Raw genomic sequence first — 25,823 nt, 5'->3', positions numbered from 1 at the left:
CTGTCACCGGCCATCACTACTGTGGTGAGCATGACTCGTGCGCCCGAGGATTCCACCGCCAGCGACCACACCGCGACAAGCGATTCCGGCGAACAGGGCAGTTATGTGATGTCCGGCCAGGAATTCGTGCGGGACACCAAGTACATCGAAACCCGCATCACCGCAGACGGTCGCGACGGTTACCCCGTCGAGGCGGGTCGTTATCGTCTCGTCGCCGCGCGCGCCTGCCCCTGGGCCAACCGGACGCTGATCGTCCGTCGGCTCCTCGGGCTCGAAGACGCCATCTCTCTCGGACTCTGCGGGCCCACCCACGACAAGAACTCGTGGACCTTCGATCTCGACCCGGGCGGCCTCGACCCCGTCCTGCAGATCCCACGACTCAAGGACGCCTACGAGAAGCGGTTCCCCCGCTATCCCAAGGGAATCACCGTGCCCGCGATCGTCGACGTCCCCACCGGCGAGGTCGTGACCAACGATTTCCCCCAGATCACCATCGACTTCTCGCTCGAGTGGACGGCGTTCCACCGCGACGGCGCACCCGAGCTCTACCCCGAGCACCTGCGCGACGAGATCGACGAGGTGAGTCGAGGCGTCTACACCGAGGTCAACAACGGCGTCTACCGATGCGGGTTCGCCGGCAGTCAGGAGTCCTACGACGCCGCCTACGACCGCCTGTTCACCAAGCTCGACGAGCTCTCCGCGCGGCTGTCGACGCAGCGATACCTGGTCGGCGACACCATCACCGAGGCCGACGTCCGCCTGTTCACCACCCTGGCCCGCTTCGACCCCGTCTACCACGGCCATTTCAAGTGCAATCGCAGCAAGCTCAGCGAGATGCCGGTGCTGTGGGCGTACGCGCGTGACCTGTTCCAGACCCCGGGCTTCGGCGACACCACCGATTTCACCCAGATCAAGCAGCACTACTACATCGTGCACACCGACGTGAACCCCACCCAGATCGTGCCGAAAGGCCCCGACCTGCGGGGATGGCTCACCCCCCACCATCGTGAGGAACTCGGCGGACGCCCCTTCGGCGACGGCACACCACCCGGCCCCCCACGACCCGCCGAGGTCGTCCCCGAAGAGAATTGGGTACCGAAGTCATGACCGACACCGCTCGCAACCAGCCCGGCAAAGCCGTCGAGGTCACCGGCGGAATCCTCGACCGCGCGCAGAGGCTCCAAGGCCCCGCGGTGAAGAAGTACGTCGCCTCATTGCGCCGCAAATACCCCGACGACTCCCCCGCGCAGATCATCGAGCGGCTCGAGAAGCGCTACCTGAACGCCGTCACCGGCTCGGGTGGGGCCGTCGGTGCGGCCGCGGCCGTGCCCGGTGTGGGAACCATGACAGCCTTCGGCGCGATGACCGGCGACACCGCCTTCTTCCTCGAGGCCTCGGCGTTGCTCGCCCTGTCCGTCGCCGAGGTTCACGGCATCGGCGTCCACGAGACCGAACGACGCAAGGCACTGGTCCTGGCGGTCGCACTCGGCGAGGAGGGCGTGCTCGCGCTCGGCCGGGTCGTCGGTACGCGAGGCGGCCCCCTTCGCCGACTCGGCGGTGCGGCCCTACCGTCGGGCGCCATCACCAGATTGAACAAGACCCTCGTCAACAAACTCGTGCGCAAGTACGCGATCCGGCGCGCACCGTTGATCTTCGGCAAGCTGATGCCGGCCGGCATCGGTGCGGTGATCGGTGGCGCGGGAAGCCGCGCACTCGGTCGCAAGATCGTGCACAACGCGCGTGAGGCGTTCGGTCCCGCGCCTGTCTTCTGGGTACTCGACGCCGAGGTGGTGGGCGAGACGAGCCCGTTGCCGCCCGGCTCGCGGTGATCCCGGGACCCTTCGCGCCTCCCGCCACCGGGAGCACCCCGACCACCTCACCGGGCTGGATCCGGAAGCTGGTCGGAGAGACGTGGCGTTACCGTCGCATCGTCGTCGTGACCCTGACCGTCACGATGATCGCGGTGGCCGTCGACGTCGTGATGCCCCTGCTGGCCAAAGGGGCGGTGGACCGGGCCACCGGCGTGATCGACGACGATCTCGCCCTGTCCACCATCATCACCGGGCTGGTCGTCCTGGCTCTCGTGCGCTACGTCTGCCATTTCGGGCGGCGCGTGTTCGCGGGCCGACTCGCGATCAACGTGCAGAACAACCTGCGCCGACGCCTGCTGGACACCCTGCTCCATCTCGACGGCCGCAGTCAGCACCAGATCCGGACGGGGCAGATCGTCTCCCGCTCCATCTCCGACATCCAGGTGGTCCAGGGACTGCTCGCGATGGCTCCGCTGTCGATGGGCGCCGCGGTCCAGATGGTCGTGGCCCTCGGGATCATGGCCTATCTCTCGCCGATGCTCACCGCCGTCGCGCTGGTGATCGCGCCACTCATCGCCCTCGAGGTCTTCCGTACCCGCCGGAAGCTGTTCGCCGCGACGTGGTCCGCCCAGCAATCCGCGGCCGACGTCGCCCAGCACGTGGAAGAGACGGTCACCGGCGTACGCGTCGTCAAGGGCTTCGGCCAGGAGGACCGCGCCGTCGACGGACTGGTGACGCGCTGCCGCACGCTGTTCGCCCGGCGTCTGCGCGCGGCGCGGATCAACGCCCGGTTCGGCCCGACCCTGGGCGCCATCCCCCAGCTGGGAATGGTCGGGGTGATCGTCGTCGGCGGCTACCTGACGATGACGGACGCGATCACCGCCGGCACGTTCCTCGCCTTCACCACCTACGTCACCGCGATGACGGGCATCGCCCGCCTCCTCACCAACCTCATCGTCAACGCCCAGCTGGCCCGCGCCGCGGTCGAACGCGTCTACGACGTCATCGATCACCCGCGCGACCCCGGCGAAACCGCCACCGGCACGCTGCCCGACGGGCAGCTCGGCGTCGAACTGGACCATGTCTCCTTCGCCCATCACACCCATGAGGCGGATGACCCGCCTGCCGTGCTCACCGGCATCGACCTGCGGATCGAACCGGGTGAATGCGTGGCGATCGTCGGCCCGCCCGGCTCCGGGAAGTCCACCGTCGCCGATCTGGTCAGCCGCTTCGAGCGGCCCGACGCGGGCACCATCTCCCTCATCGGCTCCGACGGGCCGCACCCGGTGGACTCGCTGACGCCCGGCGCGCTGCACGGCGCCGTGGCCGTCGTCTTCGACGAGCCCTTCCTGTTCTCCGACACGATCACCGCGAACATCGCGATGGGGCCCGCCGCCGCCGTCGATCCCGACTCCCTCGCCGACCGGGTCGCGGCAGCCGCCGCGGCGGCCGATGCGGCGGAGTTCATCGAGGCACTGCCCGACGGCTATGAGACCGTCGTCGGCGAGCGCGGCCTGACCCTCTCGGGCGGACAGCGCCAGCGGGTCGCCCTGGCGCGCGCCCTCTTCGCCGATCCGCGCGTCCTGGTGCTCGACGACGCGACGTCGGCGGTCGACGCGACCACCGAGGCCCGGATCCTCGGCCGCCTGCGCGATGAGAACCGCACCATGCTGGTCCTGGCCCATCGGCGGTCGACGCTCGTGCTCGCCGATCGGGTGGCCGTGCTCGACGACGGCCGGATCACCGCGATCGGCACACTGGCCGAACTCGAGGCCGGGTCGGCGAGGTTCCGCGAGCTGATGACCGACGCCGTGGGAGACCTCGATGGCCCGTCGACACCCGCGCCGCCGAACGTCTCCGCAGACGACATCGAGAACCTCTGGCCCACAACTGATCTCCCGGCCGGGCAGCCACCTGCCCGGCCCGGCACAGCGGTCGGCGCCGGACCACGGGCCGGGCGTCGCGGCGGCGGCGGTGTCGCCGGCGCCCTGGGTTCGATGCCCGCGACGCCCGAACTCCAGGCGAGGGTCGACGCACTGCCGCCGGCCGTCGAGGACCCCGAGGTGGACGTCGCCGACGTCCGGCGCGAGAACCCGCACTTCACGCTCCGCGGACTGCTGAGACCGGTCCGATGGCTACTCGCCTTCGCGTTGGCGGCCATCGCCGTCGACACCCTCATCGGCCTGGTGTTCCCCAGCATCGCCCGCGCCGTCATCGACGCCGCCGGAGACCACGACCAGCGCACCCTGTGGTGGGCGGCGGTCGGCGGTGTGGTGCTCGTCGGGGTCGGGTGGGTCGCCGCGTCGTTGTTGACGCTGACCTCCACACGCGCCGGCGAACGTGTGCTGTTCGGGCTGCGCATCCGCAGCTACGCCCACATCCAGCGGCTCGGGCTGGACTATTACGAACGCGAACTGTCGGGTCGCATCATGACGCGGATGACGACCGACATCGACGCGTTGTCGACCTTCCTGCAGACCGGGCTCACCTCGGCGATCGTCGCGCTCCTGACCCTGGTCGGGGTCACGATCGCGTTGCTGGTCACCGGCCCGTTGCTCGCACTGCTGGTCCTTCCGGTCTTCCCGCTCCTCGTCGCCGCCACGATCGTCTTCCGTCGGGTCGCGAGCGCCGCCTACACGCGGTCCCGCGAACTGATCAGCACCGTGAACGCCGACTTCCAGGAGAACATCGCCGGGATCAAGACCACTCAGAGCTACCTCCGCACCGCGGGTGCACAGGAACGATTCGCGCAGCGGTCCGCGGCGTGGGTCGAGGCGCGGATGGTGTCGCAGCGAGCGATCGCGTCGTACTTCCCGCTCATCATGCTGATGTCGGACATCGCCACCGCGATCGCGCTCGGCGTCGGCGCCGGCCAGGTGGCGGCCGGGTCGCTGTCCGCGGGCACCCTGGTCGCATTCGTCCTCTATCTCACGATGCTGTTCGGTCCCGTCCAGCAACTGTCGCAGGTCTTCGACGGTTACCAGCAGGCGGCGGTCGGCCTGCGCCGGATCGGCGACCTGCTGCGGACCCCGAGTTCGCTGCGGGTCAACCCGGACGCCGCGGCACCGCCGGCGACCGGCTTCGACGGCGAGGTCGAGTTCGACCGGGTCGGCTTCCGCTATCAGGGTGCGGAGTCCGACGCGCTGCACGACGTCGACCTGCACATCCCGGCCGGAACCTCGCTCGCACTCGTCGGCCGGACCGGCGCGGGCAAGTCGACGATCGTCAAACTGCTCGCCCGCTTCTACGACCCGACGACCGGACGCGTCCTCGTGGACGGCACCGACATCGGCGATCTCGTCCTCTCCGGATATCGTCGCCGCCTGGGTCTGGTCCCGCAGGAACCGCACCTGTTCACCGGGACCGTCGCGGACAACATCGCCTACGGGCGGCCGGATGCCGACCGGGCGACGATCGTCGAGGCCGCTGCCGCGGTGGGTGCTCTTCCGATGATCGCGGCTCTGCCCGGGCGCATGAATCACCCCATCGGCGAACGCGGTCAGGGTCTCAGCTCCGGCCAGCGTCAGCTGATCGCGCTGGCCCGGGCCGAACTCGTCGACCCCGATCTGCTCCTGCTCGACGAGGCCACCGCCACGCTCGACCAGGCGACCGAGGCGCAGGTCCTGGTGGCCGGCCGCGAGATGACGCGGCGCCGGACCTCGGTCATCGTCGCCCACCGGCTGGCCACCGCTGCCCGTGCCGACCTCATCGCGGTGGTCGACGGCGGCCGGATCGTCGAACTCGGAACACATGACGAACTACTGGCGTTGGACACTCTGTATCGCGGCTTCTGGGAAGCCGGTGTGGACCCCGACGAGGCCGCGGTGACGGAGCCCGACGCGACGGTGCACGCCGTGAGGAAGAATGCGGTGGGTGCCGACCTCACGGGCTCGGGACAGGACGCGCAACGAGGCGCATCGCACACCGACAACCGAACCATCCGCGCCGGATCACCCGAGATGACGATCTGACTCCGTAGTAGCAGGTCGGTGGGTGTGACGCAGCCGACGACGCGTAGCATCGGCACTTGGTTCACCGATAGTCTCCACAAGGGACGACAGCGTGGCAGAGAACCCGGCACCTTAAGGGAATTGAGGCGAGATACCGCTGTGAGCAGCAGTTCGATTTCTGACTTCGGACAGAACACCTGGCTGGTCGAGGAAATGTACCAGCAGTTCAAAGAGGACCCGAGCTCGGTGGACCCGAGTTGGCACGAGCTCTTGAAGAGTTACAAGCCCGGAGACAACGGTGGCCCAGTGTCCACCGAACCGGCCTCCACCCCGTCCGCCAACGGCAGCGCCTCCGGCTCCGGCCGTGGCAGCGCCCCGGCGACACCCGCCGGCGAGACCGCACCGCGTAAGCAGGTCACCCTCGACCAGACACCGACGCGGACCGCCGCAGCTCGCAAGCCCTCCCCTGCCAAGGAGTCGACCGCGACGAAGGCCGCATCCGGCCACAGCCTCGCGAGCCGCGACGGCTCCGCCCGTTCCCAGCCGAAGCCTGCTGCCACGGCCGGCGCCGCCAAGTCCGCCCCGTCGGACGCCAAGGACAACGCAGACGCCAACAAGGTCCTGCGCGGTCCCGCCGCCGCCATCGCGAAGAACATGGCCCTGTCGTTGGAGATCCCGACGGCCACCAGTGTTCGCGCGGTTCCCGCCAAGGCGATGATCGACAACCGCATCGTCGTCAACAACCACCTCGCCCGTACCCGCGGCGGCAAGATCAGCTTCACCCACATCCTGGGTTACGCGATCGTCCAGGCCATCAAGGCCTTCCCGAACATGAACCGGCACTACGCGGAGATCGACGGCAAACCCAACGTCGTCACCCCCGCGCACACCAACCTCGGTCTGGCCATCGATCTGGTCGGCAAGGATGGCAACCGCACACTCGTCGTCGCCGCGATCAAAGAGTGCGAGACGATGGGGTTCGCCGAGTTCTACACCGCATACCAGGACATCGTCCGACGCGCGCGTGACGGCAAGCTCGGCGCCGACGACTTCTCCGGCGTCACCATCTCGCTGACCAACCCCGGCACCATCGGCACCGTGCACTCCGTGCCCCGCCTGATGAAGGGGCAGGGCGCGATCATCGGCGCCGGTGCGATGGAGTACCCGGCCGAGTTCCAGGGTGCCAGCGACGAGCAGATCGCCGAACTCGGCGTCGGCAAGTTGATGACGCTGACCTCGACCTACGATCACCGCATCATCCAGGGCGCGGAGTCGGGCGACTTCCTGCGCACCATCCACCAGCTGCTGATCGACGACGCGTTCTACGACGAGATCTTCACCGCGTTCCATGTGCCCTACGAGCCGGTCCGCTGGCGTCGGGACATCCCGGCCGGTCTGGTCGACAAGAGCACCCGCGTGCTCGAACTCATCGCGGCCTATCGCAGCCGCGGTCACCTGATGGCCGACATCGATCCGCTGATGATGGACAGTGATGCGCGCAGCAGCCATCCGGATCTGGACATCGCGACCTACGGCCTGACCCTCTGGGATCTCGACCGCTCCTTCAAGGTCGGCGGTTTCCACGGCCAGGAGAAGATGAAGCTGCGCGATGTGCTGTCGATCCTGCGCGACGCGTATTGCCGGCACGTCGGTGTGGAGTACACCCACATCCTGGAACCGGAACAGCAGAAGTGGCTGCAGGAACGTGTGGAGGTCAAGCACGTCAAGCCCCCGGTCGGCGAGCAGAAGTACATCCTGAGCAAGCTGAACGCGGCCGAGGCCTTCGAGACCTTCCTGCAGACCAAGTACGTCGGTCAGAAGCGCTTCTCGCTCGAGGGTGCCGAGTCGGTCATCCCGATGATGGACGCGGTCATCGACCAGAGCGCCGAGCACAGCCTCACCGAGGTCGTCATCGGCATGCCGCACCGCGGCCGCCTGAACGTGCTCGCCAACATCGTCGGCAAGCCGTACTCGAAGATCTTCAGCGAGTTCGAGGGCAACCTGAACCCGTCGCAGGCCCACGGTTCGGGCGACGTGAAGTACCACCTCGGAGCCGAGGGCAAGTACTACCAGATGTTCGGCGACAACGAGATCAACGTGTCGCTGACCGCCAACCCCAGCCATCTCGAGGCCGTCGACCCGGTCCTCGAAGGTCTGGTGCGCGCCAAGCAGGATCTCCTCGACGAGGACGATCGCTTCCCGATCCTGCCGCTCATGCTGCACGGCGACGCGGCGTTCGCCGGACAGGGTGTGGTCGCCGAGACGCTGAACATGGCGATGCTGCCCGGTTACCGGACCGGCGGCACCGTACACATCGTGGTCAACAACCAGGTCGGTTTCACCACCGCACCGGAGCACTCGCGTTCCACCGAGTACTGCACCGATGTCGCGAAGATGATCGGTGCGCCGATCTTCCACGTGAACGGCGACGACCCCGAGGCATCCGTGTGGGTCGCCAAGCTCGCCGTCGACTACCGCCAGGCGTTCAACAAGGACGTCGTCATCGACCTGGTGTGCTTCCGCCGCCGCGGCCACAACGAGGGCGACGACCCCTCGATGACGCAGCCGGCGATGTACGAGGTCATCGACACCAAGCGCGGCGTCCGCAAGAGCTACACCGAGGCCCTGATCGGTCGTGGTGACATCTCGACCAAGGAGGCCGAGGACGCTCTGCGCGACTACCAGGGACAGCTCGAGAGAGTCTTCAACGAGGTCAAGGAACTCGAGAAGTACCACGCCGAGCCGTCGCCGTCGATCCAGTCCGACCAGACCCTGCCGACCAAGCTGGTGACCGCCGTCGACAAGGAGGTCCTGCAGACGATCGGCGACGCCTTCGTCAACGTCCCGGAGGGATTCAATCCGCATCCGCGCGTCAAGCCGGTTCTGGAGCGTCGCGCCGAGGCCGCCCGTAACGGCAACATCGACTGGGCGTTCGCCGAACTCCTCGCCTTCGGTTCGCTGGTGATGGAGGGTCGCACCGTCCGTCTGTCCGGTCAGGATTCGCGCCGCGGCACGTTCACGCAGCGTCACTCGGTGCTCATCGACCGTCAGAACGGTTCGGAGTACACCCCGCTGAACCACCTGCAGCCTGCCGACGAAGAGAACAACGGCGGCCGATTCATGGTCTACGACTCGCCGCTGTCGGAGTTCGGGGTCGTCGGCTTCGAGTACGGCTACTCCGTGGGCAACCCGGACGCACTCGTGCTGTGGGAGGCGCAGTTCGGCGACTTCGTCAACGGCGCCCAGTCGATCATCGACGAGTTCATCTCCTCCGGTGAGGCCAAGTGGGGTCAGCTCTCCGATGTCGTGCTGCTCCTGCCGCACGGTCACGAGGGTCAGGGTCCGGACCACACCTCCGGCCGCATCGAGCGTTTCCTGCAGCTGTGCGCCGAGGGCTCGATGACGGTGGCACTGCCGTCGACCCCGGCGAGCTACTTCCATCTGCTCCGCCGTCACGTGCTCGACGGCATCAGCCGTCCGCTCATCGTCTTCACCCCGAAGTCGATGCTGCGCAACAAGGCCGCCGTCAGCCCGGTGTCGGACTTCACCGACGACAAGTTCCGGTCGGTCATCGACGATCCGAAGTTCGCCAAGGGCGACGCCGACCGCAACAAGGTCAAGCGCGTCCTGCTGGTGAGCGGCAAGCTCTACTACGAACTCGCCGCCCGCCGCGACAAGGAGGATCGCGACGACATCGCGATCGTCCGTATCGAGCAGCTCTACCCGGTGCCGCACCGCCGCCTGCGCAACACACTGGAGCAGTACGGCAACGCCAGCGAGTTCCGCTGGGTCCAGGAGGAGCCGGCCAACCAGGGTCCGTGGCCGTTCCTCGGCCTGTGGCTGCCCGAGGTGCTCCCGGACGTCCTCGGTGGCCTGCGCCGCGTCTCGCGTCGCCCGATGTCGGCCCCGTCCTCGGGTTCGAGCAAGGTGCACGCGGTCGAGCAGCAGGAGATCCTCGACGAGGCGTTCGGCGAGTAGGTCCACGCCGCCCGATTACCAACAGCAGGAGGCCCCTGCCGGAATCATCCGGCAGGGGCCTCCTGCGTGCAGACTCACCAGATATGGTGCGGGATGTCCCAGGAATCGAGTTCGCGGTCGAGCAGGTCGCGCAGCGTCCCGTCGTCCGGGAAGTGGGACTCGTCGCAGCCGAGGACGGAGAAGGTGACCTGCTCCGGGCTCCGGAGCAGCCACGACTGGACACCGTCGCCGAACCTCAGTTCCGTGGTCGGGTCGACTCCCTGCGCCATCCCGCGGAGTGCGATGCGACGCACAGGCCGGCCACCGATCTCCATCGCCTCGGCCGGGACATCGCCGAGGTTGGAGACCATCGCGTCGGGTGTCCGGCCGGCTGCGCCGGCACCGGCCACCTTCAACAGCAGAGAGGTCGGCAGGAACCAGATCAGCGGGTTCAGGTGGATGTGCGGGGCGCGCCTGCCTTCGGACAGTCGCACAAAAGCTGCCTTGCAGGCGGCGCGAATGCCGCCGAGATCTCCGCCCGCGACCGGTTCGTCGGCCAGATACACCGAGACCCCGGCAATCGCGTTGCGTCGCTCATCGTCGCCCTCACGCTGGTCGACCGGCACCCCCACCTTGATCGGCACTCCGCGGGGCGCGAAACCGCTGGACCTCAGCAGCCCGCTGACCGCGGCGATGAACATCGTGTTCGACGTCCCGCCGTGTTCGGCCGCGACCCGCTCCCACACGTCCGTCGGGACGGTCGCGGTCGCATAAGTGAAACGGGCGTTGGGTGATCGCTCGAACAACGGCGGCCGGTCCGGCCGCGGATCCGGTTCGACGTCGACGCTCCTTCGCTGTTCGACGACCGCTCGTACGAGACCGCGCGCGACTTCACCGACTTGCACGCACGCGTCCGCCACATCGGCGAGTCGCCGGCGGCTGCGCGAGGCCGTGTCGGCATCCGGGACGTTGAGGGGGCGCGGTGTGACACCGCCCGTCGCCGAATCGAGCGGAGCACCAGAAGCCGCCGCCGCCTCGGCTGCCGCGGCGAGCATTCCCCGACCGTCGGTGGCCACGTGGAGCGCGCACAGGGACAGCACCGTGCCGCCCGACTCGGTGCGCGCCGCACGAAGCCGCCAGCATCGACCGTTCTCGACGTCGAGTGGAACCGTGGCCATCTCTTCGGCAGCCCAGGTGTCGATGTCGGACTCCGCGATCGGAAAGTCGTCGATGGCCGGCGGCGGCGCGTCCGGTGCCCGTTCCCATCGCGGCCGGGCTCCGTACACATCGGTCGTCTTCAGAATCCGGTGCAGTGGCCCCCGGACGAGGGCGGTGTTCATGGCGGTCAGCGCCTCCGGTGAGATCTCGTCGTCGAGGACCCAGACGATCTGCAGCACCACTGACCATCCCAGTGCCGGCGTCATGATCCAGTAGAGCGCATCGTCGGTCGCGAGACGTTCGAGTCGCGTGACCGACGATCCCGCACTCGCGCCACCGGCACCGCGCTCAGCCGCGTCACCGACCTGGCGTTCGATCTCGTCGACCGCGTACGTCACGGTGTCGCCGGCGCTGGTGAGTTTCTCGCTGACCCGTCGCGCCCGCTCGGCCACCCCCGGGTCGAGCAGCGAGGTGATCGCCTCCTCGATCCGGTCGGGGTCGAGGACGCCGTCGCTCGTCATCGGCATGGAGGCCCCGATGCCTAGCCGTTCGAGCTCTTCTCCCCAGAACGGTTGGTCGACCATGTACCAGCAGATCAACGACGGCGTGGCCGACCGGAGCGCGACCGCGGTCGTGCCTGCGCCGCCGTGGTGGACGACGACCGCGCACCGTGGGAACACGGTGGCGTGATCGACGTGGCTTTCGATGCGCACGTCGTCGGACTCGGCGGCCGCGCGTATCTCGGCGCTCAGGTCGGTCCAGCCCGCGCAGATCAGCAGCCGGCGCCCGAGGCGACGAGCGACCGTGAGAAAGGCCTCGAGGGTGGCCTTCTGCCCTCGCATCGGCATGCTGCCGAAGCCGACGTACAGCGGGTCATCACCTGCGTCCAGCCACGTCATCAGGTCGTCGCCGGGCTCCGGTTCGTCGGGCTGGGGGTCGAGGTATGGGCGGAGACCAGCCGGCAATTCGATGAATCCGACTGCCGGACGCCGGCGGAGCCGGCTGTCGCCGTCCCACGTCGGGTCGTCGCGGATCGCGAACATCGGATCGTAGGCCTGTAGTTCGACCCCGGGTATGTCCTTCATCCGTTTGGCGAACTGCCGCGACACCTTGGGCAGACCCAGCTGGGCGCGCAGTCGGTTCTCCCGGCGTCGGCCGAGCAGCGAGGTGACCGCATCGAACAACACCCAGTTGGCGAGGACCGCGGCGCTGTTGCGGGCCGGCAGGCGCCCGATGAACGGAGCCACCCGACGGTTTCGTCGGACGGGCGCGTGGTGGATCGACACCAGCGGGACACCGGCTGCTTCGGCGTAGGCGAGCGCCTGGACCTCGGTGTTGTACCCGGTGACGATCACATCGGCACCGTCGACCACCGTCGACATGTCATCGACGAGCCGATCCCAGCCGAAGACGTGCGCGGCACCGAGGTCGCGCATACGACGGATGGGTTTCCCTTCCGTCTCCCGGCGGATGCGCCGCACTTTCTCCATATGGGCGCGAGAATCGACCCCGAGGGGCCGGACGTCGAGCGATTGCCGCATGACGTCGTTGATCGTGTTCGGCGGCAACCCGATGCGGACGTCGTGTCCTCGTTCGACGAGCGCATGTGCCAGGACCAGTCCGGGTTGTGCGTCACCCCGGGTTCCGATGATGACTATGGCGACTCTCATCCTGGCACCCCGCGTCGAACCTCGGCGTTCTCCGGCATTGGCATGTAGCAAGACCTTTCGTCCCGACCGTGTCAGGTGGTGGACAACAACGTCACGGCAGCTCACCGTCGGGGACGGCCACCTCCCGACATCGGGGGTCGGCAGGCGACCGTTCACAGCGGTGAACAATCCCGGGACCGACCGTATCCGGGCGTGTGCACAACCGCAGGTTTGGAATCGATCGTGAGGGTTATTACCGGCTACACAGATCAGAACGTGGTCGAGACCGTGCCGCGGCATCCGCAGAAATCCTCGGAGGTCGATTCTCATGTCATCCACGAATGCCAATGCCCGGGTCACTCGTTCACCCATCCGGACCGCAGCGCTAGTCGTCGGCGCGGTCTTCCTGCTGGTCGGAATTCTCGGCTTCATCCCGGGTATCACCACGGACTACGACACGCTGACGTTCGCGGGTCATCATTCCGAGGCCGCTCTGCTCGGCATCTTCCAGGTGTCGATCCTGCACAACATCGTCCACCTGGTGTTCGGCGTGGCGGGGATCCTCCTGGCCCGCACGGCGGCCACCGCGTTCCTCTACCTGGTTGCCGGCGGTGCCATCTACCTCGTGCTCTGGGTCTACGGTCTGGTCATCGACCAGGACAGCGGCGCCAACTTCGTCCCGGTGAACACCGCAGACAACTGGCTCCACTTCGTTCTCGGGGTCGGGATGATCGCGGTCGGCCTCCTCCTACGCAACCGCGGCGTGCGACCCACGACGGCGGACGTCAACCCGGCCGGTGGCCCGGCCGTCTGACACATCGCTACCCGGTGCTCCCGGTGGCTTGTTCGCCCGCAGCGGCGAGCGCCGGCAGCGCCGCGGTGATCAGGCCGAGGAGCTGCTCACGGGTGACCGTGGGCGAGGTCAGCCAGCGGATCGTCGTCTCCTCGACGAAGGCGACCCAGCCGTGGACGCTCAGCACCACCGTCGGGGTGACCTCCACACCGAAAGCCGGCGCGTGATCGAGAACGCGGCCGACCATGACCTCCCGGGTGCGGTCGAAGACGTCGCGCATCGCGGGGTCCGAGCTCGACGCCCCGCGGATGAGAGCGGTGTATGCCGAACGGTTCTCGCTGACGAAGTCCACGAAGGCCGCCATGGATGCGGTCAGGATGGCGATCGGGTCGCCGAGGGATTCGTCCGGTTCGGTACAGGCCAGCATCCGGTCGGCCTGCGCCTGGGCGATCGCGACGTGATAGTCCTGCTTGGACGCGAAATAATGGAACAGCAGCGCCCGCGACACCCCGGCCGCGTCGGCGATGGCGTCGATGGTGATCTCGTCGAGGGGGCGGTCCCGGACCATCTCCAGACCGAACTCGAGGAGCTGATCGCGACGGGCCTCGGGACTCATCCGGGTGCGCTTGGACGCGGTCGGCTTGTCCCCGATCACCGGCGTGGCAGCCGTTCCTCTACTGGTCACCCGGTCAGACTACCCCTATTGAGGCTTGTTCAATAACTATTGACACGTGTTCAGTATCACCCCTATGGTGGCACCATGACAACGAACGATGTAGAGATCGCCATCATCGGGGCCGGCTTCTCGGGGCTGGGTGCCGCCATCCGGATGAGGCAGCACGGATTCGACGACTTCGTGCTCCTCGATCGAGGTCGCGACTTCGGCGGCACCTGGCGCGACAACACCTACCCCGGCGCCGCCTGCGACGTGCCGTCGCAGTTGTACTCCTACTCGTTCGCGAAGAACCCGACCTGGTCGCGGTCGTACTCGCACCAGCCGGAGATCCATGCGTACATCAACGATGTCGCGGCTCGTCACGACATCGCGGCCCGGTCACGCTTCGGCACCGAGGTCACCAACGCCGCGTGGAACGAGGACGAGGAACGCTGGATCATCGACACCGAGCGCGACGGCACCACCGAACAGGTCCGCGCCCGCGTCCTCATCGGTGGCGTCGGACCGCTCTGCGAGCCGAACCTCCCCGACATCGAGGGCATCGAGTCCTTCGAGGGCAAGATCGTCCACTCGGCCCGCTGGGACAACGACCACGACTTCACCGGACAGCGCGTCGCGGTCATCGGCACCGGCGCCTCGGCCATCCAGCTGGTCCCGGAGCTGGCCAAGGTGACCTCGCGCCTCGACGTCTACCAGCGCACCGCACCGTGGATCGTCCCCCGTACCGAACGCGCGTACACCAAGCTCGAGCACTGGGCGTACAAGAACGTCCCGGGCTACCAGTCGGCCGTCCGCGGCGGGATCTATGCCGCCAACGAGGTCATCGCCTTCGGCCTGACCTACTCCCCCACCGCGCTCAAGCCCGTCGAACTGCTCTGCCGCGCAAACATCGCGCGGGGCATCGGTCGCGACGCCGAGCTGCGCCGTAAGGCCACCCCCACCTTCCAGGTGGGCTGCAAGCGCATCCTGCGGTCCAACGACTGGTATCCCGCCCTCGCCCGCCCCAACGTCGACCTCGTCACCGACGGGATCGAGCGGATCACCCCCACCGGGGTCGTCGCCAAGGACGGGACGACCCGCGAGGTCGACGTCATCGTCGTCGCCACCGGATTCCACGTCACCGACTCCCCCGTCTTCGACAAGATCGTCGGCAAGGACCAGCGCAGCCTGGCCGACGTCTGGGCCGAGATCGGCATGCAGGGCTACAAGGGCTCGTTCGTCCACGGTTTCCCGAACATGATGCTGATGGTCGGGCCGTCGACGGGCCTCGGCCACACCTCGATGGTGTACATGATCGAATCGCAGCTGAATTACCTCGTCGACTACCTCAAAACCGTTCGGTCGCAAGGGATCACCCGCACCGAGGTGAAGCTGTCGGCACAGCAGGAGTTCAACGCGGGCATCCAGCACAAGCTCCGCAACAGCGTGTGGGTCAACGGCGGCTGCGCCTCCTGGTACAAGGACGCCAACGGCAACATCACCACGCTGTGGCCCGGGTTCACCTTCGCCTTCCGCAACACGACCCGCCGGTTCGACATCGCCGCATACGATGTCACCCGCGGCGCACGACGCCCGGCGACCTCCACCCCGGATCACGGCGACGAGTCGAAGACCGACCAGCCGGCGGCCGTCAACGCCTGAGCGTTCGACCCCCCGCCACTTCGACACCATCTCGAGGAGACAACTCATGAAGGACTTTCGCGACAAGGTCGTGGTCATCACCGGCGCCGGTTCGGGCATGGGCCGCGACATCGCGGTCAAACTCGCCCGGCAGGGTGCACGCCTCGCCATCTCCGACGTCACGCCCGACGGCCTGGCCGAAACCGAGCGTCTCGTGAAAGCGGCCGGAGCAGAAGTGCATTCGCAGCTGCTCAACGTCGCCGAGCGGGAAGCCGTGCTGACCTACGCCGACACCGTCAAGGACCGTTTCGGCGTGGTCAACGTGATCTTCAACAACGCCGGCATCGCACATCACGGCGAGATCGAACGCACCGAGTTCAAGGACATCGAGCGCGTCATGGACGTCGACTACTGGGGAGTCGTCAACGGCACCAAGGCGTTCCTGCCGCACCTGATCGCCTCCGGCGACGGCCACATCGTCAACACCTCGTCGCTGTTCGGCCTCCTCGCCGAACCCGGTCAGGCCGCGTACAACTCGGCGAAGTTCGCCGTCCGCGGCTTCACCGAGGCCCTGCGCCAGGAGATGATCATCGCCAAGCACCCGGTCCAGGTGAGCTGCGTGCACCCGGGCGGAATCAAGACCGCGATCGCCCGCAACGCCACCGTCTCCGGCGACCACGACCAGAAGGCGACCGCCGCCTTCTTCGACCGTTACCTCGCGCGCATGTCGAGTGCGGACGCCGCCGACGTGATCATCGAGGGCGTGCGAAAGAACAAGGCGCGCATCCTCGTCGGAGCCGATGCGAAGATCCTCGATCTCGCGGTGCGCATCGTCGCATCGAAGTACCAGTGGGTCTCGGCGAAGGTCACCGGCTGGGCGCTCTCGAAGGCGAACTGAGCAGCTACAGGCCGTGTTCGGCCAGCCACTCGAGCGCGACGTCCCGCGGATCGCTGCCGGTCTCGACCTCGCCCGCCATCGTGGCGAGGTCGGCGGTGGTGATCTCGCCGGCGACCTTGTTCATGGTCTTGACCTGATCGCGGTTGAGTGCGGCCGACCGGAACACGGGCACGAGCACCTCGGCGCGCGGTCCGGTCTGTTCGGCCGCGGGCTCGCGCTCGGTGCTCGCCTCGACCCCGGCCGGCGCGTTGTCGGGGGTGTCGCCGCCGCCTTCCGAGTTGCGTAGTGCCTGGACGTCGGACGATGCGCCCTCGGCGTCCTCCCCTGCGATGTCGAGTGGCGTGAGGAGACCGACCGCGTTGCCGTCGGCCGCGCGCCGCAGGACTTGATCGGTGGTGTCGACCGTTTCCACGGGTCCGAGTCGGCACCCGGCCGAGGTGAACGCGTTGAGCGTCGCCGGATCGGGGTCGGAGGTGGCGACGACCGGGAGTCCGGCTGGTAGCAGTGCGCAGTCGTCGAGGCCGGTGGCGCCCACGCTGCCGGCGAGGGTCGTCGACACGAAGATCTGCGGCGCGCCGGAGACCGGCGTCTCGTCACCCACCGAAACACCTTGCGGCAGTGATCGGTTCAGCTCCACGTAGACGTCCTCGGCGCCGACCGCGGTCGACGACGGGGAGAGCATCGTCAGCAGGTCCCCGGTGAAGGCCGGGAAGAGGTCCAGGTCGGCGCGATCCATCTCGTCGAGCAGCGTCGCGTCGTCACCGCGAAGCCGGTCGGCGGACACGATGGAACCCGCGTTGCGCAGTGCACCCGCGTACACCTCGGCCATCACCCGCATGGCCGCGTCGTCCGACGAGCCGATCACGATGCCCCGCGGTGGCGACGCGGCTTCGTCCCCGCACCCGGCGAGGACGACGGCCAGTGCCACGATCAGCCCGGTGGCCACCACGAGACGCTTGCGGACGAGACGTTTACGCACGGTGCCACCGTATCTGCTGTGCACCTCCCTGTTCAGACACCCTCGGCGGCACGGCCGAGATCCCACCGGCGGGAATGACGCAGTCCCCGCGCGTACCATCGGCAAACGTGGCGACGATCCCCAGGCCCGGTCCGCGCGGCCTCCCGCCGCGTGGGGAGGCACACCCCTCGCCGAGGAAGATCCCGGTGCCCGCGGCACGCGCGGTCGTCGACTGCGCGGTCTATGTCGACGGCCACCGCCGGCCGGGTCGCATCGGCTACCGCGACGCACTGGCTCAGGTTCGTGAATCGGGTGAGGGCTTCGTGTGGGTCGGGTTGCATTCCCCCGACGACTCCCAGATGGCCGATGTGGGCAAGACCTTCGGTCTGCACGAACTCGTCGTCGAGGACGCCGTGCACGCACACCAGCGGCCGAAACTCGAGGTCTACGACGACACGCAGTTCCTGGTGCTGCGGACCGTGCAGTACGTCGAACACGAGTCGATGGCGAAGGCCAGCGAGGTCGTGGAGACCGGCGAGATCATGGTCTTCGCCGGACCCGACTTCGTCCTCACCGTGCGGCACGGCGAGCACACCGAACTGTCGGGGATGCGGCGGAATCTCGAGAGCCGACCCGAACGGCTCGCACTCGGCCCGACCGCCGTGCTGCACGCCGTGGCCGACAAGGTCGTCGACAGCTACCTCGCGGTGACCGAACGCATGGACGTCGACATCGTGGCGATCGAGGAGTCGGTGTTCAGCCGGCAGAACCGCTGGCTCGACATCGACCCGGTCTATCTCCTGCGGCGCGAGGTCCTCGAACTCCGACGCGCCGTCACCCCGCTGTCCGAGCCATTGCGGATGTTGACTGCCGGCGGAAACCCGTTGGTGCCCAAGGAGGTCCGCCGGCATTTCCGCGATGTCGCCGACCATCTCACGACCGTCATCGACCGTGTCTTGGAATACGACGAACTGCTGAACTCCCTGCTGCAGGCCGGCGCGGCGAAGGTGGGCATCCAGCAATCGACCGACATGCGCAAGATCTCCGCATGGGTCGCGATCGCGGCGGTGCCGACCATGGTCGCCGGTATCTACGGCATGAACTTCGATCACATGCCCGAACTGCACCAGACGTGGGGTTATCCCGTCGTCCTCGGTGTGTTGGTGTCGGTGTGCGTCACGCTGTTCGTGGTCTTTCGGCGCAGCCACTGGCTGTGAGGTGATTGCTCGATCGCCACCTCGGGTAGTCACAAGACCATGAGCGATACCGACACCGACGACACCGTGAAGGCCCTGCTCGAGAGAGCCGGTCGCACCTACGCCGAGGATGCGGGGATCACGCTGAAGGACACCCCGTCGCCACTGTTCGAGCTGCTCGTCCTGTCCCTCCTGCTGAGCACGCGGATCTCCGCCGACATCGCGGTCGCCGCAGCTCGCGAACTGTTCTCGTCGGGGTACCGGACCCCGGAGAAGATGGCCCGGGCGTCGTGGCAGAGCCTCGTCGACGCGCTGGGCCGGGGACACTACAAGCGCTACGACGAGAGCACCGCCACCCGGCTCGGGGAGGCCGGCCGGAAGGTGCTCGACGACTATCACGGCGATCTCCGCGAACTCGCCGAGAAGGCCGACTCCGACCCGGACAAGGCCGCGAAACTGCTGCAGGAGTTCACCGGCATAGGTCCGGTCGGCGCCGAGATCTTCCTGCGGGAGGTGCAGTCCGTGTGGGGCTGGGTCGCACCGCGTTTCGACCGACGGGCCCTCGACGCCGCCAAGGACCTCGGTCTTCCCGACGAGCCCGGGCGGCTCGCCGACCTCGCCGGCGGCAGGCCCGAGGTCCTCGCCGCCGCCCTGGTGCGCGTTTCACTCGACGACGCCCTGCTCAGCGCGGTCAGATCCGGGTAGCGGCGGCCTATTCTGGGATGACGGTCACCGGTATGGCAGGTTTGGGCCAGGCCGCCCCCGGATACCCGGGGAACGATCCGCGTCCGCGCCAGGCGTCGCGGACCAGAGGAGTGAGGAGTGCTGGTGTCAGCTGAGGCGATCGCTGCGGATCCGACCACGGTCGGAGTCTTTCGCATCCCGACGCTGCCACAGGCACGCGGTCCCCTGTCCGAGGCGGTGATCGACCTGCTGCGCAGCGATCCCGATACGACACCCACCGTCGACGTGACCGCAGCACTGCACGACCCGGCCCCCTACGGCGACGACCTGCAGCTCGCGCTCTACCTCTGCTACGAGATGCACTACGTCGGATTCGCCGACGCCGATGTCACGTGGGAGTGGCAGCCGGCGCTGCTGTCGCTGCGCGCCGAACTCGAGCGGCGGTTCCTGGAGGCCCTCCACCGCGACGTACCCGCGGCCGCCGAGGACGAGTCCGTGCAGGTCGAGATGGACGAACTCTGCATCGAGAACCTCGACGGCGACGGCGCGTCGTACTTCCTCCGCGACAACGGGACCTGGGAGCAATACCGCCAGATGTTCGCACTGCGGTCGCTGTATCACCTCAAGGAGGCCGATCCGCACGCCTGGGCGATCCCGCGACTACGCGGGCAGGCCAAGGCGTCTTTCGTCGCAGTCGAATTCGATGAGTTCGGCGGGGGTCGCGGTCGTGCCGTGCACCAGGAGCTCTTCGCCGACCTGCTCCGCGCGTCGGAGCTGTCCGCCGACTATCTCGGCTACCTCGACTCCGTCCCCGCCGCCGCCCTGACGCCGGTGAACCTGATGTCGCTCTTCGGTCTTCACCGCCGCTACCGCGGTGCGGCCGTCGGACACCTCGCGGCCACCGAGATCACCTCACCGCCCGGGTCCCAGCGACTCCTCGCCGGACTCGAACGGCTCGACGCACCCGAGGCCTGCCGGCACTTCTACCGCGAACACGTCGAGGCCGACGCGGTCCACGAGCAGATTCTGCGCACCGACGTGGTCGGCGACCTCGTCCGAACGGATCCGAGCGCCGAGGCCGACGTCATCTTCGGGATCCGCGCCTTCTTGTTCGTGGAGGACGCACTCGAAGCACACGTGATGGGTGCTTGGGAACGCGGCGAGAGCGCTTTCCCCGGGATCTAGAAGAACGAACTAGTCAGCCGAGCGCCGACGTCGCTTGCGATGACTCGTGTCGCACAGCGGATAGTTCTTGCTGCGACCGCACGCGCAGATGGCGACCATGAAGCGGTCGGACTGCACACGGCAGCCATCCGGTAGTTCGATGTCGACCGGCCCTTCGACGAGCACCGGTCCTCCGCGGACGACCCGCACCGCGGTGCGCTCGGTGCCCGCGCCGTTCTCGGTTCGCGCCACGGTGACGTCCTCCAGGGTCATGCCGAATGCTCCGTGTCAGTAGTGTGACCCTCTGCCGGCTCCCCGTCGACCTTCCGGTCGCCCGGTGCGACGGCTGCGATGCCGACCAGTCGCTCGACGCGGCATCCGCGCTCGAGCAGTCCGCGTTCCTCGAGCCACTCGGCCCGGGCGGTCATGACGGGACCGAACGGGATGAACCGCTCCGAGACGACCTCGGCGTGCAGACCGGCGGCATGAAGAGCCCGCAGCGACGCCTCCTCGTCGGCGAACTCGGAATGCACCAGCAGGAACGCTCCGCCGGGACGCAGCAGCGTCGGGACGTGTGCACACAGGAGGTCCAACACCGCCCGACCGTCGAGGCCCGCATCCCAGGCATGCGACGGTCCCGCCGGGTGATAACGGGGATCGTCGACCGGGGGGGTCGGTACGTAGGGAGGGTTGCAGGTCACGACGTCGTACTGCCCGACGTGACGGGTCAGATCTCCGTGTTCGACGGTGATGGACACCCCCGCCGATCTCGCGGACCGGCGCGCATACGCGACCGCGTCGGCGGAGGCGTCGACGGCGGTGACCTCGGCGGCGCCCCGACCAGCGGCTGCGATGGCGATCGCACCGCTGCCGGTACACAGGTCGAGGACGCGTTTGCCGTCCACTCCCAGGGAGTGCACCAGGTCGATGAGCAGCTCGGTGTCCTGCTGGGGCAGATAGACCTCGCCGACCGCGGAGGCGGCGACCGTGGCTCGCGGCGATGCGGGCGATGCGGATGTCAGCGTCACCAGTGCATCGTTCCCGCCGGGGAGCCGCACGAAACCTCAGCCGGGTGTGGCCGAGGCGCGATTTGGTTCGGCGACATCGATGCCGGCCTCCTGCCAGGCGTCGCGCAACGCCTCAGCCCCCTTCAGTCGTACCCAGGCCGCCTCGTTCGCCGTGATCGGCACCGCCCGCAACAGACGGACGGAATCCATGGGGTCGGGCAACTCGACCTCGCCGAGTTCGTCGTCGGACAGCAACACCGCGGTGCAGGTGGCGCCGTCCCAGAGCGGTTCGCCCAGGTCGACGAGGGCGTCGGCGTCGAGGATCAGCCCCTCGACGGCGGGTGCGGCCGCCAGCGTCGCCAAGCGCCTGTGCAGACCGGGGAGCGGCGAACCCGCCCGCATGCGTACCACCAGTTCGGCCCGCGGCCCCCGCACCGGGTCGGCGTGGAGGTCGGTCGGATCGGTCATCGGGTGGCGTGCACACCCCGACGTGACGTACACCAGCTCACCGGGGGCGGAGTCGCCGAGCACGAACCGCAGGACGTCGATCGGCTCCACACCGAGGAACGTCACCGACGCTCGTTGTGGTTCGGCGCCCAGCCGTTCCCTGACATGTCGCCCGACGAGTTCGGTCACCGCTTCAGTCACGTCCGTCAGGCTACCGAGAAGACTGTGACCGATTTGAGCCCTCGTCTAGCCTGGAGCAATGGTCCGGGTTCTGGCGGTCGCCGACGAGGTGGTGGACTCTCTCACCTTCGGCATCGGGATCGAGGGGCGTCCCGACCTCATCCTCGGCGCGGGCGACCTCCCGTTCGACTATCTCGAGATCCTCGCCTCGCTGTGCGACGCACCCTGTGTCTACGTCCCCGGCAACCACGACCGTGAACTCCGCGGCTACCACCGCGGACGCACCGGGTGGACCCGTGCGGGCCTACCCACCGTGGATCCCGGTCCGCGCGGCGGGATCAACGCCGACGGTCGGACGGTGACGGTCGCCGGACTGCGGATCAGCGGTCTCGGCGGAAGCCGGCGATACAACGGCGGCACAAACCAGTACACCGACACCCAGCAACGACTCCGGTCGATGCGTCTGCGCTGCGGAAACGTTCTGTCGAGGCCCGTCGGTCCGGGTCGGGGCGGCACCGACATCCTGCTCACCCACAGCCCGGCGCGCGGGGTCGGCGATGGCGACGACACCCCGCATCAGGGTTTCGACTGTTTCCACCCGCTCGTGCATGCGTTGCGCCCGACGCTACTGGTGCACGGGCACGTCCATCCCTACGGCAGCAAGTCGCGCGATCTGCCGATCGGCGAGACGACGACGTCGATGAACGTCGTGGGCTTCTGCCAGTTCGACATCGATCCGGCGAGCCGGAACGTCGAGATCGTGAGACGCAGACATGGCGCGTGACACCGGATTCCCCGACGCCGACGCCGGCAACGACTTCGCCCGGCTGCGCCGCCAGGCCGAACGTGCCCGTCTCGCACAGTGGTTCATGCGTCAGCCGGCGGACGTCAACACCATCCTGCCGTTCGACGAGGTCGTCGCGGCGCTCGGGGCGACGGGCAAGACCGTACTCGGACTCCAGGTCGTCGAGGTGTCCTCGATCGTCGGAAGCTTCGACCGCACCAAGGATTTCGACCGCTACTTCCGCCCCACCTCGTCGCGGCTGCGGGAACGGTGGCAGCGGATCGCCGCCGCGCAACGCCGCGGTGAGTCGGTGCCGCCGGTTCAGCTCTACCGGGTCGGCTCGATGCACTTCGTCATCGACGGCCATCACCGTGTGTCGATCGCCATCGCCCGCAACCTGACCACCATCGACGCCTATGTGACCGAGATCCACACACGAATCTCACCGGAGGGCATCAACGCACCGTCGGACCTGATCCTCAAGGATCACCGCCGGCTGTTCCTGTCGCGGGTGCCGCTCGAGGGTGCGCAGGCCGAGGCCATCACCCTGACCGACCCGTTCGACTACGCCGAACTCGCGGAGAACGTGGAGGCGTGGGGTTTTCGGCTGTCTCAGGAGATCGCTGAGTTCCTGAGTCGCACCGAGGTCGCCCGGCGCTGGTTCGGCGAGGAGTTCCTGCCCGTCGTCCGCATGGCCCGCCGGGCCGGCATCCGCGACGATCTGACCAGCGACGCCGAACTGTACATGTGGGTGGCCTGCGAACGTTATCGGCTGGTACGCAGGCACATCTGGGACGAGAAGGTGTTCGACGAACTGCGCGACCACTCCCACCAGAGACGGCGGTAGTGGTCGCGCAGCGAGTCGATAACCGGGTTCAACGGCGGCGCAGCGACTCTCCCGAGCTCTGATCGAACACCGCCACCTTCGAGGCGTCGTAGAACAGCTCGGCGGTCGAACCACGGCGGACCATCGAATCCGGCGACAGGCGGGCGATGAGCTGACTGCCCCCGAGGTCGGCGCCGGAGTCGGCGGACAGCTCGGCGAGCGCGTCGCTCGACGCCCGGCTCGATCCGTCGCCGATGCCGAAGTAGGCGTAGATGTCCGAGCCCATCGATTCCAGGACTTCGATGTTCGCGGTGAACGTCGCACCCTGCCGACGCGTGGTGTCGTCGACCAGTGACGCGTCCTCGAGGTGCTCGGGGCGGATGCCGATGAGAACCTCACCGCTGCTTCCGACGTCGCCTGCACGCGACACCACGGCGCGGTGATCGTCGAGGGCGATCGTGCCGATCGCGGTCTCGATGCCGTCCGTGCCGAGGCGGCCGGACAGGAAGTTCATGGCCGGCGAACCGATGAACCCGGCGACGAACACGTTGGTCGGGTTGTTGTAGAGCTCCTGGGGCGTACCGATCTGCTGGACGTGCCCGCCGCGCAGGACGACCACACGATCGCCGAGGGTCATGGCCTCGGTCTGGTCGTGCGTCACGTAGACGGTGGTGGTCCCCAGGCGCTGCTGCAGCTGGGCGATCTCGGTCCGCATCTGCACGCGCAGCTTGGCGTCGAGGTTCGACAGCGGCTCGTCCATGAGGAATGCCTTGGGCGAGCGCACGATCGCGCGGCCCATCGCGACGCGCTGGCGCTGGCCACCGGACAGGTTGGCCGGCTTGCGGTCGAGGTACTGACCGAGATCGAGGATGCGCGCGGCCTCGTCGACCTTGGCGGCGATCTGATCCTTCGGCAGTTTCTGCAGGGTCAGCGGGAAGGCGATGTTGTCGCGCACCGACATGTGCGGGTAGAGCGCGTAGCTCTGGAACACCATCGCGATGTCACGGTCCTTGGGGGCGCGCTCGTTGACGCGCTCCCCGCCGATCCGCAGCTCGCCCGAGGTGATGTCCTCGAGGCCCGCGATCATGTTCAGCGTCGTCGACTTTCCGCAGCCCGACGGGCCGACGAGGATCACGAACTCGCCGTCGGCGATCTCGATGTCGACCCCGTCGACCGCGGTGGAGCCGTCCGGGTACTTCTTGGTGACCTTGTCCAGAACGATGTCTGCCATGGGTTATCCCTTCACGGCGCCGGAAGTCAGACCGGCCACGATTCGACGTTGGAAGAACAGCACGAAGATGATGATGGGGATGGTGATGACGACCGCGGCGGCCGAGATCGAACCGGTCGGCTCCTCGAACTGAGAGCTGCCGGTGAAGTTCGCGATGGCCACCGGTGCGGTGATCGCCCGTTCGGTCGAGGTCAGCGACAGGGCGAGAAGCAGGTCGTTCCAGGCGAAGATGAACACCAGGATCGCCGCGGTCACCACACCCGGCGCGGCCAGCGGCGCGATCACCTTGCGGAAGGCCTGCCACGGGGTGGCGCCGTCCATCTTGGCCGCCTTCTCGAGTTCCCAGGGGATCTCGCGGAAGAAGGCCGACAGTGTGTAGATCGCCAGCGGCAACGCGAAGGTGATGTACGGCAGGATCAGGCCCGGCCAGGTGTCGAAGAGACCCAGACGCCGCTCGATGTTGAACAGCGGTGTCACCAGCGAGATCTGCGGGAACATCGCGATCAGCAGCGCGGCCCCGATGAGGACCTTCTTGCCGGGGAACTCCAGTCGCGCCACGGCGTAGGCGGCCATCGTGCCCAGGATCACCGCGATCAGGGTGGTGATCAGACCGACGCCGATCGAGTTGATCAGCGCCGAGGTGAAGGCACTGGTCTCGAAGATCGACTTGTAGTTGTCGAGGGTGAACTCGGCCGGGATGAACTTCCCGTCGGTCACGCTCGACGCCGGCTTGAACGACAGGCTGATGATCCACAGCAGCGGGATGAGTGCGTACAGGATCACCAGGATGTTGGCGATCGTCCACCACGCCTTGGACTTTCCGCTCGAATTCAC

General features: G+C 67.8%; 20 protein-coding genes. 12 read left to right on the top strand and 8 right to left on the bottom strand.

What is annotated here, in order from left to right:
* The first annotated feature begins 30 nt into the window (after nucleotides 1–30).
* The 4 genes from GAA2_RS08795 to GAA2_RS08780 all read left to right on the top strand — a co-directional run bounded on the left by GAA2_RS08795 (nucleotide 31) and on the right by GAA2_RS08780 (nucleotide 9,739).
* Complete coding sequence (locus GAA2_RS08795; protein WP_024497321.1) at nucleotides 31–1,107, top strand: glutathione S-transferase family protein; 1,077 nt, start codon at nucleotides 31–33, stop codon at nucleotides 1,105–1,107.
* Nucleotides 1,104–1,829 (top strand): hypothetical protein, encoded by a 726-nt coding sequence (locus GAA2_RS08790; RefSeq protein WP_024497320.1) that lies wholly within the window; start codon nucleotides 1,104–1,106, stop codon nucleotides 1,827–1,829. Before GAA2_RS08795 ends, GAA2_RS08790 begins: the two co-directional genes overlap by 4 nt.
* Nucleotides 1,826–5,782 (top strand): ABC transporter ATP-binding protein, encoded by a 3,957-nt coding sequence (locus tag GAA2_RS08785; protein ID WP_024497319.1) that lies wholly within the window; start codon nucleotides 1,826–1,828, stop codon nucleotides 5,780–5,782. Before GAA2_RS08790 ends, GAA2_RS08785 begins: the two co-directional genes overlap by 4 nt.
* A 192-nt stretch (nucleotides 5,783–5,974) precedes the next feature.
* Nucleotides 5,975–9,739, top strand: a complete 3,765-nt coding sequence (locus GAA2_RS08780; RefSeq protein WP_051349544.1) for a multifunctional oxoglutarate decarboxylase/oxoglutarate dehydrogenase thiamine pyrophosphate-binding subunit/dihydrolipoyllysine-residue succinyltransferase subunit — start codon at nucleotides 5,975–5,977, stop codon at nucleotides 9,737–9,739.
* A gap of 74 nt (nucleotides 9,740–9,813) precedes the next feature.
* On the opposite strand, the gene GAA2_RS08775 is transcribed toward GAA2_RS08780, so the two are convergent.
* Nucleotides 9,814–12,546, bottom strand: coding sequence for a glycosyltransferase (locus tag GAA2_RS08775; RefSeq protein WP_159405462.1), 2,733 nt, complete (start codon nucleotides 12,544–12,546; stop codon nucleotides 9,814–9,816).
* Between the two features lie 307 nt (nucleotides 12,547–12,853).
* On the opposite strand from GAA2_RS08775, the gene GAA2_RS08770 reads away from it, so the two are divergent.
* Nucleotides 12,854–13,339, top strand: a complete 486-nt coding sequence (locus GAA2_RS08770; protein ID WP_024497317.1) for a DUF4383 domain-containing protein — start codon at nucleotides 12,854–12,856, stop codon at nucleotides 13,337–13,339.
* A gap of 7 nt (nucleotides 13,340–13,346) precedes the next feature.
* On the opposite strand, the gene GAA2_RS08765 is transcribed toward GAA2_RS08770, so the two are convergent.
* On the bottom strand, nucleotides 13,347–14,003 hold the full coding sequence (locus GAA2_RS08765; RefSeq protein WP_024497316.1) for a TetR/AcrR family transcriptional regulator: 657 nt from the start codon (nucleotides 14,001–14,003) through the stop codon (nucleotides 13,347–13,349).
* A gap of 75 nt (nucleotides 14,004–14,078) precedes the next feature.
* Between GAA2_RS08765 and GAA2_RS08760 the strand changes: the two genes are divergently transcribed.
* Complete coding sequence (locus GAA2_RS08760; RefSeq protein WP_024497315.1) at nucleotides 14,079–15,635, top strand: flavin-containing monooxygenase; 1,557 nt, start codon at nucleotides 14,079–14,081, stop codon at nucleotides 15,633–15,635.
* A 46-nt stretch (nucleotides 15,636–15,681) separates the two neighbouring features.
* Nucleotides 15,682–16,512 (top strand): SDR family NAD(P)-dependent oxidoreductase, encoded by an 831-nt coding sequence (locus tag GAA2_RS08755; protein WP_024497314.1) that lies wholly within the window; start codon nucleotides 15,682–15,684, stop codon nucleotides 16,510–16,512.
* 4 nt (nucleotides 16,513–16,516) lie between these two features.
* On the opposite strand, the gene GAA2_RS08750 is transcribed toward GAA2_RS08755, so the two are convergent.
* Nucleotides 16,517–17,491, bottom strand: coding sequence for a glycine betaine ABC transporter substrate-binding protein (locus GAA2_RS08750; RefSeq protein WP_024497313.1), 975 nt, complete (start codon nucleotides 17,489–17,491; stop codon nucleotides 16,517–16,519).
* A 107-nt stretch (nucleotides 17,492–17,598) separates the two neighbouring features.
* Between GAA2_RS08750 and GAA2_RS08745 the strand changes: the two genes are divergently transcribed.
* The 3 genes from GAA2_RS08745 to GAA2_RS08735 all read left to right on the top strand — a co-directional run bounded on the left by GAA2_RS08745 (nucleotide 17,599) and on the right by GAA2_RS08735 (nucleotide 20,535).
* Nucleotides 17,599–18,687, top strand: coding sequence for a magnesium and cobalt transport protein CorA (locus tag GAA2_RS08745; protein WP_024497312.1), 1,089 nt, complete (start codon nucleotides 17,599–17,601; stop codon nucleotides 18,685–18,687).
* 39 nt (nucleotides 18,688–18,726) lie between these two features.
* Nucleotides 18,727–19,371 carry an endonuclease gene (locus tag GAA2_RS08740; protein ID WP_024497311.1) on the top strand — a complete coding sequence of 215 codons (645 nt, stop codon included), beginning with the start codon at nucleotides 18,727–18,729 and terminating at the stop codon, nucleotides 19,369–19,371.
* A gap of 117 nt (nucleotides 19,372–19,488) precedes the next feature.
* Entirely contained in the window at nucleotides 19,489–20,535 is a 1,047-nt protein-coding gene (locus GAA2_RS08735; RefSeq protein WP_024497310.1) for an iron-containing redox enzyme family protein, read from the top strand.
* Between the two features lie 9 nt (nucleotides 20,536–20,544).
* Here GAA2_RS08735 and GAA2_RS08730 read toward each other — a convergent pair whose 3' ends face one another.
* Genes GAA2_RS08730 through GAA2_RS08720 form a run of 3 tightly spaced genes read right to left on the bottom strand, consistent with a single transcriptional unit; the run spans nucleotide 20,545 to nucleotide 22,169 of the window.
* On the bottom strand, nucleotides 20,545–20,787 hold the full coding sequence (locus tag GAA2_RS08730) for a CDGSH iron-sulfur domain-containing protein (protein WP_024497309.1): 243 nt from the start codon (nucleotides 20,785–20,787) through the stop codon (nucleotides 20,545–20,547).
* The gene (locus GAA2_RS08725; protein ID WP_024497308.1) at nucleotides 20,784–21,542 is read right to left on the bottom strand and encodes a HemK2/MTQ2 family protein methyltransferase; all 759 of its coding nucleotides are present in this window, start codon (nucleotides 21,540–21,542) and stop codon (nucleotides 20,784–20,786) included. The genes GAA2_RS08730 and GAA2_RS08725 overlap by 4 nt, the downstream gene beginning before the upstream one ends.
* Before the next feature lie 36 nt (nucleotides 21,543–21,578).
* Nucleotides 21,579–22,169, bottom strand: a complete 591-nt coding sequence (locus tag GAA2_RS08720) for a suppressor of fused domain protein (protein ID WP_024497307.1) — start codon at nucleotides 22,167–22,169, stop codon at nucleotides 21,579–21,581.
* 58 nt (nucleotides 22,170–22,227) lie between these two features.
* On the opposite strand from GAA2_RS08720, the gene GAA2_RS08715 reads away from it, so the two are divergent.
* Together GAA2_RS08715 and GAA2_RS08710 are read left to right on the top strand one after the other, a co-directional pair.
* Nucleotides 22,228–22,932, top strand: coding sequence for a metallophosphoesterase (locus GAA2_RS08715; protein WP_024497306.1), 705 nt, complete (start codon nucleotides 22,228–22,230; stop codon nucleotides 22,930–22,932).
* On the top strand, nucleotides 22,922–23,779 hold the full coding sequence (locus GAA2_RS08710; RefSeq protein WP_159405463.1) for a chromosome partitioning protein ParB: 858 nt from the start codon (nucleotides 22,922–22,924) through the stop codon (nucleotides 23,777–23,779). Before GAA2_RS08715 ends, GAA2_RS08710 begins: the two co-directional genes overlap by 11 nt.
* Nucleotides 23,780–23,807: 28 nt before the next feature.
* Here the strand turns inward: GAA2_RS08710 and GAA2_RS08705 are convergent, their stop codons facing one another.
* Complete coding sequence (locus GAA2_RS08705) at nucleotides 23,808–24,989, bottom strand: ABC transporter ATP-binding protein (RefSeq protein WP_024497304.1); 1,182 nt, start codon at nucleotides 24,987–24,989, stop codon at nucleotides 23,808–23,810.
* Between the two features lie 3 nt (nucleotides 24,990–24,992).
* Nucleotides 24,993–25,823: a carbohydrate ABC transporter permease gene (locus tag GAA2_RS08700; RefSeq protein ID WP_006437251.1), complete on the bottom strand. Its 831-nt coding sequence runs from the start codon at nucleotides 25,821–25,823 to the stop codon at nucleotides 24,993–24,995.

This window comes from Gordonia ajococcus (assembly GCF_012974285.1).
Lineage (GTDB): Bacteria > Actinomycetota > Actinomycetes > Mycobacteriales > Mycobacteriaceae > Gordonia > Gordonia amicalis.
Note: the sequence above shows the minus strand (reverse complement) of the source record. Positions and strands in the feature narration are given on the sequence as shown.

What these genes read in the sequence shown, in the direction of transcription:
- GAA2_RS08795 (WP_024497321.1), top strand. Translation starts at nt 31, where the DNA reads ATGACTCGTGCGCCCGAGGATTCCACCGCCAGCGACCACACCGCGACA.
- GAA2_RS08790 (WP_024497320.1), top strand. Translation starts at nt 1,104, where the DNA reads ATGACCGACACCGCTCGCAACCAGCCCGGCAAAGCCGTCGAGGTCACC.
- GAA2_RS08780 (WP_051349544.1), top strand. Translation starts at nt 5,975, where the DNA reads ATGTACCAGCAGTTCAAAGAGGACCCGAGCTCGGTGGACCCGAGTTGG.
- GAA2_RS08775 (WP_159405462.1), bottom strand. Translation starts at nt 12,546, where the DNA reads ATGAGAGTCGCCATAGTCATCATCGGAACCCGGGGTGACGCACAACCC.
- GAA2_RS08770 (WP_024497317.1), top strand. Translation starts at nt 12,854, where the DNA reads ATGTCATCCACGAATGCCAATGCCCGGGTCACTCGTTCACCCATCCGG.
- GAA2_RS08760 (WP_024497315.1), top strand. Translation starts at nt 14,079, where the DNA reads ATGACAACGAACGATGTAGAGATCGCCATCATCGGGGCCGGCTTCTCG.
- GAA2_RS08755 (WP_024497314.1), top strand. Translation starts at nt 15,682, where the DNA reads ATGAAGGACTTTCGCGACAAGGTCGTGGTCATCACCGGCGCCGGTTCG.
- GAA2_RS08740 (WP_024497311.1), top strand. Translation starts at nt 18,727, where the DNA reads ATGAGCGATACCGACACCGACGACACCGTGAAGGCCCTGCTCGAGAGA.
- GAA2_RS08730 (WP_024497309.1), bottom strand. Translation starts at nt 20,787, where the DNA reads ATGACCCTGGAGGACGTCACCGTGGCGCGAACCGAGAACGGCGCGGGC.
- GAA2_RS08715 (WP_024497306.1), top strand. Translation starts at nt 22,228, where the DNA reads ATGGTCCGGGTTCTGGCGGTCGCCGACGAGGTGGTGGACTCTCTCACC.
- GAA2_RS08710 (WP_159405463.1), top strand. Translation starts at nt 22,922, where the DNA reads ATGGCGCGTGACACCGGATTCCCCGACGCCGACGCCGGCAACGACTTC.
- GAA2_RS08705 (WP_024497304.1), bottom strand. Translation starts at nt 24,989, where the DNA reads ATGGCAGACATCGTTCTGGACAAGGTCACCAAGAAGTACCCGGACGGC.